Genomic DNA, 15391 nt, shown 5'->3' with positions numbered 1-15391 from the left:
GGACCAGGAGCAGGTAGGTGGAGACCACCATGGCGAGGGCATTGATGAGCCCGTAGAGCACGAAGCGGCGCACGTGCCCCAGACCGCGGGCGAGCTGCGTCGTGGCCTTGAAGACGCACACCGAGCAGAACAGGACGAAGAAGGCTGCCGCGTGCTCCATGTTCCACAAGACGCTGCCCAGGACGCACAGTACCCCGGTGCACAAGCCACCCCCGCCGAGAACCAAAAGGGAGTTGGCGAAGAGCTCATCCTTGGGAACGTCGTCGTCAATGGAGAACCGGTAGAGCGCCTCCACCACGCCCGCCGACAGCAGCGGCAGCACGATCTCGATCGCGCTGTTGAGCAGCTCGGCCGTCCCGTACTCACCGGCGGTCAGGGCGGTTGTGTACAGGGGCATGAGGACCAGGGAGACCGCCTTGACCGCCAGGCCCCCCAGGGCGAAGACCAGGGTGTTGCCCAGCAGGAAAGCAATGCGTCCCTTATTGCTTGCCAACACCGAACCGCACCTTCCGGGCCCCAATTCCGACGGGCTCATCACCCGCGTTGAATGAGCAGACAAAACTACCCTGCTGCAGAACCCATGTCATGCAGCCGTCTCCCTGATGATCCTGGCCGGAACTCCCGCGACCGTCGCGCCAGCAGGGACATCGTGGATCACAACAGCACCCGCCCCAATCATCGCGCCATCACCAACAGTGATCGGCCCGAGAATCGTCGCTCCACAGCCCACGACGACATCCTTACCTAACACGGGAACTGTCTCGATGCCCTTGCGACCACCGATGGTCACGTTTTGACCGATATGACAGCCCGTGCCGATCACGGCGCGAGGGTGGATCACAACTCCCAGGGCATGGTGCGGGAAATCTGTGTTCTCACCGATACAGGCAGCATACGGAACGTCGCAGGCGAACACCACGCGCATAGCTCCGCGGATGAGGTATGCGGCGGGCGCAAGATGATGGCGCGAGAGCCACCGAGCGGCCGAGTATGAGACGTAGACAGGATCCATTACGGGAGCCCTTCCTCGAGGAACGTACGGTAAGGGAACAGGTGGTACCACTCGGGGCGGTACAGGAAGAAGATCGTGGTGGCAGCAAAGGCGATGACGACGAGCAGGGCGCTGACGTAGGAGCGCTCGGGCCGTTCACCGTGCGCCGCGAGGTTGGCCAGTCCGACGGCGAAGGGCAGGGTCAGGTACATCTCGATGCGGTCCAGGAGGTTGAATCCAAGTGCGATCACCACCAAGGCGACGTCCGTCACCGCCAGGGCCAGAAGGTTGCGAGTGCGCCCAGAGGGGTCGGCCTCCACCGAGGCGTTCCAGCCGCAGGTCGCTGCCAGGAGCAGGAGGATGATGCGGGTGATGATAAGCAGGACCGTGGCTGAGCGGACGCCTCCGTCTGCATAGTCGCTGTGCAGGTAGTGACCGTAGTAGGCCGAGGAGATCAGCAGCCAGGTTAGGAGCCAGTTCAGCGAGAACATGACGATACCGATGAGGGCACCCCACTTGAACCAGTCCCCGAATGTACTCAGCCTCATATACGGAATGAGATAGACGACGAGTAGCAGCAGCACACTGACGTGGAACTGCGAGGCGAGAACGACGAGAAGTACGTAACGCACCAGCTTGCGCTCCATGAGCGCGGGGACGGCCAGCAGGAAGATCGCCACTGCGATGCCCTGGCGCACAGCGAGCATGAGGTCGTAGAAGACGGACATACCGAAGGCGAAGAGAACTGCCAGGGAGTAGCTGGCGGCATACCGCTTGATGAACAGGACCGCTGAGCCGTAGACGAAGACCGAAGTGATGAGCAGCAGGATGCTGAAATCCTGCGTGAGGCGGCTGACAAGGTAGTTGACCAGGACGTAGCCGTACTCGAAGCGGCTGACGGTGAAGGCCTCCTGGAGGGAGGTCGTCGCCTTGATCTCCTCGAAGACGCGGTGATACTCGACCGTGTCATTGCCGACGCTGACGGCTCGCATGGAGGCGAAGGCCACGAAGGCCACGAAGGCCACGACCAGGATGGCCGGGGAGCCCCGACGGCCGGCGCTGCCCCGCAGCCCCAGCAGAGCCGCGGGAAGGAGCAGAGTGGTGAACAGTGCGAAGTGGATCCACATACTGCTGTCTCACCGCCCGGCCAGGTTCCGGTACCGGTGAGCGAGTCGGTCGGCCTCACGCGTGATATCAAAGCCTGCGGTGCGCGTCAGGGTTGCGCCCTGGGCCCTGCGCTCCAGGTCCCGCCCCAGGTCGATCGCCTGCGCCACCTTGGCAGCCCACCGATCCGGCGTAGCCTCCAACGGTAGGAACTCGCAGTCCCCGATCGCGACCTCGTCGGGCACGCGGTCCGAGCAGACCATGGGCAGCCCCGCGCACTGAGCCTCGACCCCCACCATGGGTAGCCCCTCGAAGAGCGAGGGCAGGACTAGCGCATCCATGGCCTGGTAGAGGTCAGGAACGTCCTTGCGGTCCCCCAGGAACAGGACGTGGTCGGCCAGTCCTCTGTCAGCCGCGCGCTCCTCGATCCTCGGGCGCAGGGCCCCGTCTCCGATGAGCACGAGGCGCGCCCCAGGTCTGAGGCGGAGCAGCTCGCCGAAGACGTCAAGAAGGAACCGGTGGTTCTTCTCCTCGCTGAAGCGTCCTACGTGCCCCACTACCGGGCCGTCCCCCAGACCGAGCGCACGCCGAGCCTTGACGCGGGCCTGACGATCGAAACGGTAGGTACCCACGTCGATGGCGTTAGGGAGCACCTCGAAACGGCTACGGCGGAACATGAACTCACCGGCAGCGTGCGAGCATGCCAGGCGCGCATCCGAGTAGGCACCAATATTGCGGCACACGATCCAGTTACGCACGCTCTTGAGACGAGAGTCGGAGTAGGCGGTCGAGTGGGAGTGGACGGCGAAGGCACGCACCCCGTGGCGATGAGCCACCGGGTAGAGGAAGCGCGACAGGATGGGGTCGTGCAGGTGCGCCACGGGGTACTGCCCCGCATGCTGCTCCAGCACCTGCCCCAGGGATGACCGGATGCGCCCGATACGGTTGCCGGCATCGATGACGTAGCAGCGCCCGCCCAGTGCCTCGATCTCCTCACGGTGGGTCTCGTCTGGTGTGGCGTAGCAGAAGAAGTCGAACACCACCTGCGAGTGGTCCATGTGCCTGAGGTAGTTCATAAGCACGCTCATGACTCCGGAGCGCCGGGATATAGATGAGTTGATCTGCAGGACCCTCAGGGGGCCGCCCCCAAGGTCCTGCGTGGTCGATGACTGTTCCTGGCTCATTGCCGGCCTCCCTCCGTCGACCCCGGACCGGTCCGGGGAGCTGCTCGTCCTGCTAACGCTCGTCCTCATTTCACCTTGAGGGTCTTGATGAGGACCCACACGCCGATGTGGAAGACGGAGCGGGGGACGCTGAGATGCTCGATGTCGCGGTAGAGCGTCCAGTGGAATTTGACCAGGCTCCGTTTGTTGGCCGACACCGATCCCGAGCGGAGCCGGTACCTCATGAGCACCACCGGCATCCCCCAGATGTAGGGCTCGGTGCGGAGCATGCGCAGCCACAGGGCGTCGTCGTTGCGCTTGCGGATGTTGGGAACCTCGAACTTGCCCAGGCGCGCCACGTCGTACATGACGGTGGAGTTGCCCACCGGGCAGTCCAGGAGCAGGCGGTTATAGCTAATCCTGGCCGGGCTGCGCACGATCCTGCCGGTGGGCACGCCCTGCTCGTCGACCTGGGCGTAGGCGGTGCAGGACATGGCCACGTCACGCGAGGTCATGAAGTCAATCTGGCGCCTGAGCTTGTCGGGGTGCCACAGGTCGTCGGAGTCCAGGAAGGCCATGTAGCGCCCCTGGGCCAGCTCCATCGCCCGGTTGCGGGCCATGGCGGCTCCGCTGTTGGTCTCCAGCCGCACGTACCGGATCCGCGGGTCGTCCTTGGCCAGGGCCCCCACCACGTCAGTGGTGTCGTCGGTGGAGCAGTCGTCGACGACGAGCAGCTCCCAGCGGGGGTGGGTCTGCGCCTGGACGGTGGCGATGGTCTCGGCGATGAAGGCGCCGCAGTTGTATGTCGGCATGATGATGGAGACCAGGTCGGAGTCCGGTTCGCGATCGTGCTCAGTGCCTGCTGTCATGCTTGCTCCTTAGGTGTTGTCGTTGCGCGCCTCACCTGGCCACCGCCAGGACGGTTCTCAGCGCGATCGACAGATCTCGCCCGATGCTGAAGTTCTGGACGTCGCGCAGGTTGAGGCGCATCTTGGCCGGCAGGACCTGGGTGAGGTAGGCGTCCTGACCCGGCGGGGCGGCCGCCAGGATCTCGGCCTCGTCCTTGAACTCGATGGAGGCCGTAGAGGTGACTCCGGCCGGCAGCAGCAGGGTGGCCCGCATCTGCGGGGTGTACTGCTTGACGTACTCGGGCACCTCCGGCCTGGTCCCCACGAAGCTCATCGTGCCGCGCAGGATGTCGATGAGCTGGCTGATCTCATCGAGCCGGTACCGGCGCAGCACCGCTCCGACCTTCGTGACCCGGGGGTCGTTGCCCCGGGTGATCTGGTCGCCGGGGTCTGCCGGCCGGTGCGTCATGGTGCGGAACTTGACGATCCGGAACTCGCGTCCGAACTGGGTGACCCGCCGTTGGCGGAAGAACACCGGCCCGGGCGAGTCCAGCTTGATGAGGGCCGCCAGGATGATGAACAGCCACCCCAGCAGCACCATCAGGATCGTCGCTCCGACGACGTCGAGCAGGCGCTTGAGCCGCAGCTGGAGACCGCGCCGGGCCAGCACCTCGTAGTAGGGGCGGACCTCCTCGGTCCGCAGGGCGTCCGGCAGCTCTTCCCAGGGCGGCATCCTCATGAGCGGCCCATCGCCGCGAGCGTCTCGAGCGCGCAGCTGATGACGTAGTCGACCTGCTCGTCAGTCAAAGAGGTGTGCAGAGGCAGGCTCACTTCACTGGCGTAGAGGGCGTAGGCCTGCGGGAAGTCCTCGATGGAGAAGCCGAGGTCGCGGTAGGCGCTCAGCAGGGGCAGCGGCTTGTAGTGGACGTTGCAGGCCACGTCCGCGCGCGCCATGCGCTCGATGAACTCGTTGCGCGCCTCCTCCCCCAGACCCGGCAGGTTCGCCAGGTAGAGGTGCCCGGAGGAGACGCTCCCGTCGTCGTAGTGCCGCAGTGATGTCACGCCCGCCGGCGCCAGGGCCTGGTCGTAGCGGGTGATGATCTGACGCCGACGCTCGAGCATCGAGTCGTAGCGGGTCATCTGCGCCAGGCCGATCGCGGCGCATACGTCGGTCATGTTGCACTTGTAGGCGGGGCTGACGACGTCGTACTCCCAGGCGCCCAGGCGGGTCTTGGACAGGGCGTCCTTGCTCTGCCCGTGCAGGGACAGCAGCATGTACTGGCGGTAGAGCTCCTCGTCCAGGCCCAGCTCCGGCCTCCACGTGACGGCACCGCCCTCCGCGGTGGTCAGGTTCTTCACGGCATGGAAGCTGAAGGTGGTGAAGTCGGCGGCGCTGCCCGAGGGCGTGCCGTCGCGCCGGGCGCCGAAGCTGTGGGCGCCATCGGCGACGAGTGCGACGCGTCCCAGCGCCTCCTGAACCGCCCCTGCCGGGGTGAAGAGGTGGCTGTGGCTGTCGACGACCGCGCGCAGCACCGGGTAGTCGCACATGCGCCCACCGATGTCGACCGGGATGACGGCCTTGGTCCGCGGGGTGATGGCGGCCTCCAGGGCACCGGGGTCCAGCCCGTAGCCGCCGTCGGCCTGGCCGGCATCGACGATCACGGGGGTGGCGCCCACGTGGACGATCGGGGAGGCCGAGGCCGTATAGGTGTAGGCCGGGACGATGACCTCGTCTCCGGGACCGATGCCGAGGACCCGAAGGGTCAGCTCCAGCGAGGCGGTCGCGGAGTTCAGGCAGGCGGCCCGGGCGGTTCCGCAGCGCTGCGCCACCTGCTTCTCCAGGGTCTTGGTGCGCGGTCCGGTGGTGATCCAGCCAGAGCGCAGTGCATCCACCACTTCCTGGCACTCGGCGTCGGTGATGTCTGGGGGTGAGAAATCGACACGCATCAGCCAGCTTTCCTCACTGTCGGCGACGGATTCGTACTGTTGTCAAAACGTGGGTGATAGGTGGGCACCGCGCGAACGAGCTCCCGCTTGATCTCGTCATTCCCCTCAGGAAGGCATCTCCTCAGCCGAGCGATCGTCTCCTCCACCTCCTGCATGGTGGGCGGCGACGCTGTGGAGACGAGGATGGACTTGTTCTCGGTGGGGTGCAGGTCCTCTCCGTCCATCCGCAGCTCCTCGTAGAGCTTCTCGCCAGGCCGCAACCCAGTGAACACCACCTCGACGTCACGCCCCGCTCGCAGGCCTGAGAGCTTGATGAGGTTGATGGCCAGGTCAAAAATACGCACAGGCTTGCCCATCTCCAGGATGAAGATCTCTCCGGCCCGGGCCATGGACCCGGCGGTGATGACCAGCTGGGCTGCTTCAGGGATCGTCATAAAGTAGCGGGTGATGTCGGGGTGGGTGACGGTCAGCGGTCCGCCTGATCTGAGCTGGCGCCTGAACAACGGGATGACCGAGCCGTGGCTGCCGAGGACGTTGCCGAAGCGCACCGCGGCGAAGACAGTGGAGCGGCTCGTCTGAGCCAGGGCCTGGATCTCCAGCTCGCACAGCCGCTTGGTGGCTCCCATGACGTTGGTGGGGTTGACCGCCTTGTCGGTGGAGACCAGGATGCAGTGACTGCAGCCGAGCTCCTCCGCCAGACGGCAGACGATCCAGGTGCCCAGCACATTGTTCTCCACGGCCTCACGGGCGTTGTCCTCCATGAGGGGGACGTGCTTGTGCGCCGCCGCATGGAAGACGACCTTGGGCCGGTACCGCTCGAAGCAGTCGCGGACAATGCGCTCGTTGGTCACCGAGCCGATGACGACCGAGAGCGTCACCCCCAGCTCGGTGGCCTTGGGCTGCATCTCATGGAGCAGCTCGTAGGCCGTGTTCTCGTAGACGTCGAAGATCACGATCTGGCTCGGCCGGGCCTCGATGAGCTGACGGACGAGCTCGGAGCCGATGGATCCGCCGCCACCGGTGACCAGGACGACCTGGCCGCGCACGTACCCCATCCCCGTGGAGTCGAAGGCGACCTCGTCACGGGTGAGCAGCTCGGAGATCTCGACCTCCCGCAGTGCGATCCGTCCGTCATCCTGCTGGGCCAGGTCCCGTACGTTCGGGAGGGTGAGAATCCTCAGGCCCGTTGTCAGGCAGATGGACAGGATGCGCTGACGCTCCGAGGCCAGCGCCGAGGGGCAGGCCAGGACGATCTGCTCGGCCCGACACTCCCGGGCGATTCGGGGGATGTTGTCACACGCGCCATGGACCTTGACGCCGTGGACGTGGCGACCGTGCTTGGTGACGTCGTCGTCGACAAGGGCCACCGGTTCTCCGCACATGTCCTCGTCCCCCAGGTACATGCGCTTGATGGTCAGCGAGCCTGTCTGCCCGGCTCCTACGATGAGAGTACGGGGGCGGGCGCCCTGCTCACCTGCTCGAGCACTGCGCTGGGCGCGACTGTGCCACAGCGCCCGGACGGCGAGGCGAGTGCCCGCGGTCATGATGGCGAGCAGTGCCCAGGCCATGACGTAGGAGCGCACTGACAGCCCGCCGTCGAAGGCCAAAGAGAACAGCAGATCCCCGCACACCGAGCCGACAACGGTCGCGTAAAGAATCCGCAACGCCTCGGTCATCGAGGCGTAGCGCCACAGGCTGTTGTACATCTTGAAGGCGGCGAAGACCCCGACGTTGACAACCGCGAGGATACCCACGGCCAGCAGGCCACCGGTTGCCCCCGTCGCGGTTGCCCACTTCGTAGTCCCCCAGGCCGCGCAGTACAGGGCCACATAGGTGGCCAGGACATCGACGACCATCAGGGCGATGGGCTCAATCCGGCACACGGGCAGGTTCACCCACGCCGGTCCACGAGCAGGCTGCTGCATGGGCACGGATCCGATCGGCGAAGAGGCGTTGGAGACGGCCAACGCCTCATATCTCTCGGATGCGCGGGACGACAACGACTCCGGATCCGGCTCTCGGTTCCCGGTACTCCCGTCGAGACGGCTTGTCGCATCGGAGGAGCACTGACGCGTCTCAGCCATGGGTCGTCACACTCCAATGTGCCAGCCGACAGGTAAAGGACGTGCCGCCTGTGAGCGAGGAACTCTGATCAAGCGATTCGCACTGGCAGGAGCGACAGAATTCAAATGTCATCAGGGTTTCAATCTGCGGATGAGCGAACAGCATCAGCTGATTCGCTGGACGGACTGGAGAATACGACTGCAATCACCGAAGCAAGCGACAACAGATCAACAACATGACAGCTGAAGCGCATTCAGCCAACACGAGCACTTGCCGTTTTCACGGCTCCACATCAATGTAACATCAGATGCCACCGATTGGAAGATTCCAACGTGATTTGCTCGTAATCATCGTTTATTTACAGAAGCAACGCCAGTAGATGATATGAATTCAACAATCAACGCCCGTTGATTGCTTGAAATAACAAGAAACAATGTCGAAGACCGCTAATGTCACGTGACTAGCACGCATCTACACTGATGGAAATAACAATTCCATAAACATCTTGACGGTGGCGGTGTGTGTTCAGCACGCTCCTCGCACACGAAAGAACGTAGCGCGACACCACACCCAAGACGAGAGGCGGAGCATGCTCACCGAAGGCACTTCGGGACCAGCAATGATTGTCTCACCAGGTCCTACACCCTCCCCACGTGCCGACCATGACGTACATCAGGAACCTAGGCAGGCACACTCTCGGCAGGAACAACACTGCCCCGCACGCTCTTGCGCTTCCCTCCGAGCTCCGACACATTATTGAGTACCACTCCAAGCATGCGCCCGCCCCCTTGCTCGACCGCGAGGGCCGCCTCACGCAAGTCCTCCGCGCTGGTACGACCAGCACGCGCCACGAGAATGACGCCTCCGGCATGGGCCGCCAGGACCACTCCGTCAGTGAATCGGAGGACTGGCGGAGCATCAATGATGACCAGCCGGTCTGCTGCCAGCTCACGCAGTAGATCGCGCATCATAGGGGCCCCCAGCAGCTCGGAGGGATTCGCCGGCGTTCGACCTGCAGGCAGAACCTCCAAACCCTCGACTGCCCCCTTGATCAGAGCCTCACCGAGGTACGCCGAGCCAGTCAGAACGTCGGCGAGCCCGGGACTGCCCTGTAGCTCGGTTGTACTGGGCGCACGCAAATCTCCTCCGATTAGGGCAACCCGATGCCCAGACAGAGCCAGAACCCGCGCCAGGCTGGCAGCGGTCACCGACGTCCCCTCCTGCGGACCAGCCGAGGTGACGACCATGACTCGCCGGCCGCCCTGAGACAACGCATGAAGCACATTGGTGCGGGCCACACGCAGCTGCTCCTCCATCTTGAGCTCCGCCCCTCGACTCAGCCACCGCAGCGACGGAACCCGCGGCAGGGCACCGAGCAACGGCACCGACAGCGCCTCACGAACCTCCTCGGGCCCCTTGAGACTCTTGTCGAGCAGCTCTTGAACGAGGATCCAGACATAACCCAGGACCAGCCCGGCCAGCAGCCCCACTGCCATACAGGTCACCAGGGCCGGCGAACGGGTCGCGCTGACCAGCTCAGCAGAGGACAACAGGACGATCTCCACGGGAGAGTCCTCCCCCTCCAGGTCCTTGATCTCAACAGAGGCCTGGCGAACAACCTCGTCAGCCAGGACCTGAGCCCGGTGTGACGAGGAGGCAGTGGCAGAGACCTGCACCGACACCGTCTCGGGGACCCTGGTCGCAGAGACCGAGGAGGCGAACTCCTCCGCCGTCTCATCCAGCTTGAGCGAGTCCACGACACGCTGAGCGACCGCAGCCGAGGTGAAGACGGGGACCACAGCGTCGGCCTTCATTGCGGCGAGCTGTGCCGCATTGTACTGAGAAAGCGTACTCTGCACCGGATCTCCCGCCACTTTCACGCGCAGATAGGCTTGGGAAGTCGCCGTATAGGTGCTTGGCGAGGCGAAAGCGAACAGCATCGAGGCCAGTACGCACACAACAAGCGCCAAAACCAGGGATCCAATACGTCGACGGGTCAGGTGAAGAAGGTCCTCAAGCGTCATCTACGCACCACCGGATAATAATCAGGGTTGACAGAGCAGGGCGCCATCAATGCGAAACACCATTGAAAGCGCGCCATTATTTACGGTCAAGACAGTAACACACCTGAGGTCATGACACGCAAGCGTCCGGTCGATTTAATGAGGAAGCACTCATATCATCGACGAGTTCTTGAACATTTCTTCTCAATGAAGCGAACTCGTTTCGTAGGAAGTCTACGAACTACCTTCTCTGCCCGCTTACTCCGTCACAGCATGACACCCTTGAAGCACTTCTTCTCTGGCAGGACGATCCGGTCTCCGAACACGCGATCATAACGCGAGGGAGTGAAGTCTGACAGTCCATCAGCATCCGTGAAGGTGATCTCGCCGAAGTAGACGTCTCCATCAACCTCGTAGAAGTCGATGCGTGCACAGGCGAACCCCTCTCCAAGGTCGCCAGCCAGAGAAAGCATGGTCTCCAGACCTGCGGGGGCCGGGATGTCCGGGGCCCGGTCGGCCTCACAGGTGTACTCAAAAGGCGCTCGAGTCCAGTCAGGTAGGTAAGTCCCCCGCAGCACACGCCCCCGAGTCCGGTCCACAGTGAAGATGAACTGGACGACCCCGTCGAACACCATGAACTTGTAGTCCCGTAGTCCGCCTGAGGCGTCACGTAGGAAGGGCTCGCACACGATGCGCGGCTCGCAGTACTCGTAGTGCAGCTCGAAGCCGCCCTTCATCGCCTGCCGCAAGCCAAGCCACTCCCGCAGGCGTTGACGAGCTCTCGCCACATTGAGAGCACTCTTATCAGGCACGAGGATGTTCCAGCCAGAGCCATGCGTGGCCTTGAGAACGAAGCTGTCCGGGAGGGATTCGAAGTCGATCTCATCAGGTGAGTCCCACACACCCAGCAGGGGTACGAGGTACCTCTCCCCGACCTTGCCGGCAACCCACTGACGCACCAGGTACTTGTCCGCCAGGCGCCCCTTGACCGGCGTGGAGTCATAGAGCTTGAGCCAGTGAATCTTCTCCGTCATGGTGCGCGGCTCCTCCACGTGGCAGGGACGACACTTGAACAGCCAGTACCAGTGCTTGAGCGCAGAACGGTAGTGATCCGGTGACATCCGGCAGTTATGACGGTAGATCACCCGCTTCAACCAGTTCTGAACCGGCGGGGAGAAAATGATTTCTGCAGCACCTTTGACACTCATTGTCAACACCTCTTAATGAGAGTGCCGGCAGCCCCACCCCAGGAAGGGGACGCGCGCACGCCCCTCAGACCGCCATGTTGGCGGCCTGACGAGTACCAGCTAGGGAGATGAGAAAAGCGACCCTGGGGGAACAGGAGCACGCCGTTGCCCAACCAGACCCTGGTGGTCGGACAACGGCTTTATCCTGCATCACACCAGATATATTTGTAAAGTAATTTACTGGGCGTGTTGAGTCAGGCCTCGCCCGTCTCCGCGGCCGACTCGGCGACCTTCTCAACCGTGGCGGTCGGTTCCTTGGCACCCGGGACCGCCACGACGGAGGCGTCCACACAGCCGACCTCCCGCTTGATGAGGTCCAGGTGGGCACCGGTCCAGGCGCCCTTGTCCTCCGGAACCCTCAGCTCCAGGCGGATGCGGTCCCCAACGTGCAGGCCGGAGGCCTTGCGCTCGTCCTGGACCAGACGCACCAGGTCGCGGGCCCAGCCCTCGGCCTCCAAGGCGTCGTCGAGGGCGGTGTCCAGGACCACGAAGGCTCCCGAGGGCAGCATGGTGGCGGCCAGGGAGTCGTCGTCGACCTCGATGCGGGTGGTCAGGGTGAAGGCGGAGTCCTCCGCCTCCAGGACCACGGGGGTGGCGTCGATCAGAACGTCGTTGAAGCGCACGTCCCCGTCCTCGGTGAGCTCCCACTCCCCCGCCTTGACGGCGGCGAAGAGCTTGGAGGTGAGCTTGCGGACCTCGGGGCTGAAGGCGCGCGGGTTGAGGGCCAGGTCCGTTCGGGCCTCGTAGCCGGCGGACTCGGCGTCCAGGACCCGCACCTCCTTGACGTTGACCTCCTCGGCCACGAGCTCGCGGAAGGGGGTCAGCCCGGCCGGGTCGGCCGTGGCAATGGTGAGGCTGCGAAGCGGCTGGCGCACGCGCAGCTTCTCGGCCTTGCGCAGGCTCAGGGCGGCCGAGACCGCGGCTCGGGCCTCGTCCATGGCCGCCACGAGCTCGGCGTTGGCGACGTGGCCGGGCAGCGCGGGCCAGTCGGTCAGGTGCACGGAGCGCCCACCGGTCAGGCCCCGCCAGATCTCCTCGCTCACCAGCGGCGCCAGCGGCGCCATGACCTCGGTGAGCACGCGCAGCACGGTGGCCAGGGTGTCGAAGGCGGTCGTCTCGCCGTCGGTGAAGCGCTGACGCGAGGTGCGCAGGTACCAGTTGGTGAGCACGTCGAGGAAGTCGCGGATCGTGGCGCAGGCCCCGGTGATGTCGTAGCCGTCCATCTGCGCGGCCACCGTCTCAGTCAGGTCCTTGGTGCGGGCCAGGACGTAGCGGTCCATGACGTGCAGGCCGCCGTGCTTGGCGAACAGGCTCGCGTCGTCAAGGTCGACGCCACCCGTGACGTAGCCGGACTGGCCCACCTGGCCCGCGTAGAGGGCGAAGAAGTACCAGGTGTTCCACAGCGGCAGCACCACCTGGCGCACGGTGTCGCGGATGGCCTTGTCGGTGACCACGAGGTTGCCTCCGCGCATGACCGGCGCCGAGAGCAGGAACCAGCGCATGGCGTCGGCCCCGTCGCGGTCGAAGACCATGGAGACGTCCGGGTAGTTGCGCAGCGACTTGCTCATCTTGGCCCCGTCGTTGCCCAGGAGGATGCCGTGGGAGACGCAGGAGGTGAAGGCGGGCCGGTCGAACAGGGCGGTGGCCAGGACGTGGAGGGTGTAGAACCAGCCGCGGGTCTGGCCGATGTACTCCACGATGAAGTCGCCCGGGTAGTGCGACTCGAACCAGTCGACGTTCTCGAAGGGGTAGTGCACCTGGGCGAAGGGCATGGAGCCGGACTCGAACCAGCAGTCCAGGACGTCGGGGATGCGGCGCATCATGGACTTGCCCGTGGGGTCGTCGGGGTTGGGCCGCACGAGGGTGTCGATGAAGGGGCGGTGCAGGTCGGTGACTTTGACACCGAAGTCGCGCTCGAGCTCGGCGTAGGAGCCGTAGACGTCGGTGCGCGGGTAGTCGGGGTTGTCGCTGACCCACACCGGGATGGGCGCGCCCCAGAAGCGGTTGCGGGAGATCGACCAGTCGCGCGCGTTGGCCAGCCACTTGCCGAAGATGCCGTCCTTGATGTGGCCGGGGTACCAGTCGATGTCCTGGTTGAGCTCGACCATGCGGTCGCGGATCGCCGAGACGCGCACGAACCAGGAGGAGACGGCCTTGTAGATGAGCGGCTTGCGGCAGCGCCAGCAGTGCGGGTAGGAGTGCACGTAGGAGGCCTGGCGCACCAGGACGGCCCGCCGGCTCTCGTCGCGGCGGGCCAGGGGGCCGGTGCCGTCGCGCAGGTCGGCAACGATGGGCTTGTTGGCCTCGAAGACCTGCAGCCCGGCGTAGTCGCGGATCTCCTCGGTCAGGCAGCCGCCGTCGTCGACGGGCACGACTGTCTCGATGCCGGCTTCGGTGCAGGCGATCATGTCGTCCTCACCGAAGGCCGAGGCCATGTGCACCAGGCCGGTTCCGTCGGAGGTGGTCACGAAGTCGGCGGCGATGATCGTCCAGGCGTTCGGCCCGGGAGCGGAACCCTCGGCCCGGTGGGAGGCGTCGTCGAAGTAGTCGAAGATCGGGTGGTAGCGCCGCCCCACCAGGTCGGCCCCGGTGCAGGTGGCGAGCACCTGCGGGTCCTCGCCGAGCTCGCGGGCGTAGGAGCCCATGAGGTCCTTCGCGATGACGACGTCCTGGCCGGCCACCGGCGAGTCGAGGTCCTCGTCGACGTGGACGGTCACGTACTCGACGTCGGGGCCCACGGCGATGGCCAGGTTGGAGGGCAGCGTCCAGGGCGTGGTGGTCCAGATGAGGACCAGCTCGGGGCGCTCGGCGCCCTGGCGCAGGGGCTCCTCCAGGCGCAGGCCCACCGTGACCGTGTTGTCCTGGCGGTCCTGGTAGACGTCGTCGTCCATCTTGAGCTCGTGGTTGCTCAAGGGGGTGCGGTCGTGCCAGCAGTAGGGCAGGACGCGGTAGCCCTGGTAGGCCAGTCCCTTGTCCCACAGCTGCTTGAAGGCCCACAGCACCGACTCCATGTAGTCGGGGTCGAGGGTCTTGTAGTCGTTGTCGAAGTCGACCCAGCGGGCCTGGCGGGTGACGTAGTCCTCCCACTCCTTGGTGTAGCGCAGGACGGAGCTGCGGCACTCCTCGTTGAACTTCTCAATGCCGATGCCGCCGGGGCGGGTGATCTCGGTGACGTCGTCGATGCCGAGCAGACGCTGGGCCTCGAGCTCGGCGGGCAGGCCGTGGGTATCCCAGCCAAAGCGGCGCTCGACGCGCTTGCCGCGCTGGGTCTGGTAGCGCCCGACGGCGTCCTTGACGTAGCCGGTCAGCAGGTGGCCGTAGTGGGGCAGGCCGTTGGCGAAGGGCGGGCCGTCGTAGAAGACGAACTCGTCGCAGGGCTCGCCGCGGTTGTCGATGGAGGCCTGGAAGGTGCCGTCGGCCTTCCAGTAGGCCAGGACGTCCTCCTCAATGGCGGGGAAGGAGGGCGAGGGATCGATCTGCTCCCCCGGGCGGTGCAGGGGGTAGAAGGCGGCGCCGGTCGGCTCGCTGCCGTCGGCGGTGGTGCTGTCAGCCATCTTCTCAGCCATCGCGGTGTGCTCTCGTCTCACTCGTTCCTGCCGCCTCGGGCGGGTGCCCGGGGCCTGACGAGGACGACGTCGGCTCCCGACCGGGACTGGTGCCCGGCTGGTGCCGCACCGCGGTACCACCTCGCTTGCCGTGCTGCGCGCCCTGAGAGGGACGGTGTGCACGACCGCTTCGTTTCCAGCTGTGACGGGCTGTCCCGTCCGGTTCTACTGAGGGCCGACGACGCTGGTGCGCCGGGGTCCGGTTCTTCCGGAGGCTCGCCGGTGATGGCCGGGTCAGTGCCTTTGCTCCGGGGAGTGTAGTGGGGGGCGTGCCGCCGGGGCCAGTTCACGCCGCGGCTTGGCGGCGTCATCCTCCCCACACCCGGCGGTGGAATAGCGGCGGGCACCACCTTCCCTAGCCCAGCCCCGACCCCAGCGCCAGCGCCAGCGCCAGCGACCGAATCTGCACACACCGACAA

General features: G+C 65.2%; 11 protein-coding genes. All 11 read right to left on the bottom strand.

Features of this window, described 5'->3' with window-relative positions; genetic code table 11:
* A partial coding sequence (locus FK267_RS07455) for a polysaccharide biosynthesis protein (RefSeq protein ID WP_487246602.1) occupies window positions 1–496 on the bottom strand: 496 nt, incomplete at its 3' end.
* An 87-nt stretch (window positions 497–583) separates the two neighbouring features.
* Window positions 584–1012, bottom strand: a complete 429-nt coding sequence (locus FK267_RS07450; RefSeq protein WP_075378394.1) for a serine O-acetyltransferase — start codon at window positions 1010–1012, stop codon at window positions 584–586.
* Window positions 1012–2118, bottom strand: a complete 1107-nt coding sequence (locus FK267_RS07445) for an EpsG family protein (protein ID WP_141406807.1) — start codon at window positions 2116–2118, stop codon at window positions 1012–1014. The genes FK267_RS07450 and FK267_RS07445 overlap by 1 nt, the downstream gene beginning before the upstream one ends.
* A 9-nt stretch (window positions 2119–2127) precedes the next feature.
* Window positions 2128–3279, bottom strand: coding sequence for a glycosyltransferase (locus FK267_RS07440; RefSeq protein WP_075378396.1), 1152 nt, complete (start codon window positions 3277–3279; stop codon window positions 2128–2130).
* A gap of 65 nt (window positions 3280–3344) precedes the next feature.
* Window positions 3345–4127 (bottom strand): glycosyltransferase family 2 protein, encoded by a 783-nt coding sequence (locus FK267_RS07435; RefSeq protein WP_075378397.1) that lies wholly within the window; start codon window positions 4125–4127, stop codon window positions 3345–3347.
* Window positions 4128–4158: 31 nt separating this feature from the next.
* A complete protein-coding gene (locus FK267_RS07430; protein WP_075378398.1) occupies window positions 4159–4845 on the bottom strand; it encodes a sugar transferase in 687 nt (228 codons plus the stop codon).
* On the bottom strand, window positions 4842–6053 hold the full coding sequence (locus FK267_RS07425) for a DegT/DnrJ/EryC1/StrS family aminotransferase (RefSeq protein ID WP_141406806.1): 1212 nt from the start codon (window positions 6051–6053) through the stop codon (window positions 4842–4844). Before FK267_RS07425 ends, FK267_RS07430 begins: the two co-directional genes overlap by 4 nt.
* Window positions 6053–7978, bottom strand: a complete 1926-nt coding sequence (locus FK267_RS07420) for a polysaccharide biosynthesis protein (RefSeq protein ID WP_170198616.1) — start codon at window positions 7976–7978, stop codon at window positions 6053–6055. Before FK267_RS07420 ends, FK267_RS07425 begins: the two co-directional genes overlap by 1 nt.
* A gap of 819 nt (window positions 7979–8797) precedes the next feature.
* Window positions 8798–9976: a tyrosine-protein kinase domain-containing protein gene (locus tag FK267_RS07415; protein WP_232622551.1), complete on the bottom strand. Its 1179-nt coding sequence runs from the start codon at window positions 9974–9976 to the stop codon at window positions 8798–8800.
* Window positions 9977–10386: 410 nt separating this feature from the next.
* Window positions 10387–11154, bottom strand: coding sequence for an ATP-grasp fold amidoligase family protein (locus tag FK267_RS07410; RefSeq protein WP_232622550.1), 768 nt, complete (start codon window positions 11152–11154; stop codon window positions 10387–10389).
* Between the two features lie 407 nt (window positions 11155–11561).
* Window positions 11562–14933 (bottom strand): isoleucine--tRNA ligase, encoded by a 3372-nt coding sequence (ileS, locus tag FK267_RS07405; protein WP_141406804.1) that lies wholly within the window; start codon window positions 14931–14933, stop codon window positions 11562–11564.
* Between the last annotated feature and the right edge of the window lie 458 nt (window positions 14934–15391).

The organism is Actinomyces oris, from assembly GCF_006546825.1.
In the GTDB taxonomy this organism is placed as follows: Bacteria; Actinomycetota; Actinomycetes; order Actinomycetales; family Actinomycetaceae; genus Actinomyces; species Actinomyces oris.
The sequence above is the reverse complement of the archived record's forward strand: the minus strand, read 5'-3'. Positions and strand labels throughout refer to the sequence as shown.

What these genes read in the sequence shown, in the direction of transcription:
- FK267_RS07445 (WP_141406807.1), bottom strand. Translation starts at nt 2,118, where the DNA reads ATGTGGATCCACTTCGCACTGTTCACCACTCTGCTCCTTCCCGCGGCT.
- FK267_RS07430 (WP_075378398.1), bottom strand. Translation starts at nt 4,845, where the DNA reads ATGAGGATGCCGCCCTGGGAAGAGCTGCCGGACGCCCTGCGGACCGAG.
- FK267_RS07440 (WP_075378396.1), bottom strand. Translation starts at nt 3,279, where the DNA reads ATGAGCCAGGAACAGTCATCGACCACGCAGGACCTTGGGGGCGGCCCC.
- FK267_RS07435 (WP_075378397.1), bottom strand. Translation starts at nt 4,127, where the DNA reads ATGACAGCAGGCACTGAGCACGATCGCGAACCGGACTCCGACCTGGTC.
- FK267_RS07450 (WP_075378394.1), bottom strand. Translation starts at nt 1,012, where the DNA reads ATGGATCCTGTCTACGTCTCATACTCGGCCGCTCGGTGGCTCTCGCGC.
- FK267_RS07420 (WP_170198616.1), bottom strand. Translation starts at nt 7,978, where the DNA reads ATGCAGCAGCCTGCTCGTGGACCGGCGTGGGTGAACCTGCCCGTGTGC.
- ileS (WP_141406804.1), bottom strand. Translation starts at nt 14,933, where the DNA reads ATGGCTGAGAAGATGGCTGACAGCACCACCGCCGACGGCAGCGAGCCG.
- FK267_RS07425 (WP_141406806.1), bottom strand. Translation starts at nt 6,053, where the DNA reads ATGCGTGTCGATTTCTCACCCCCAGACATCACCGACGCCGAGTGCCAG.
- FK267_RS07410 (WP_232622550.1), bottom strand. Translation starts at nt 11,154, where the DNA reads ATGACGGAGAAGATTCACTGGCTCAAGCTCTATGACTCCACGCCGGTC.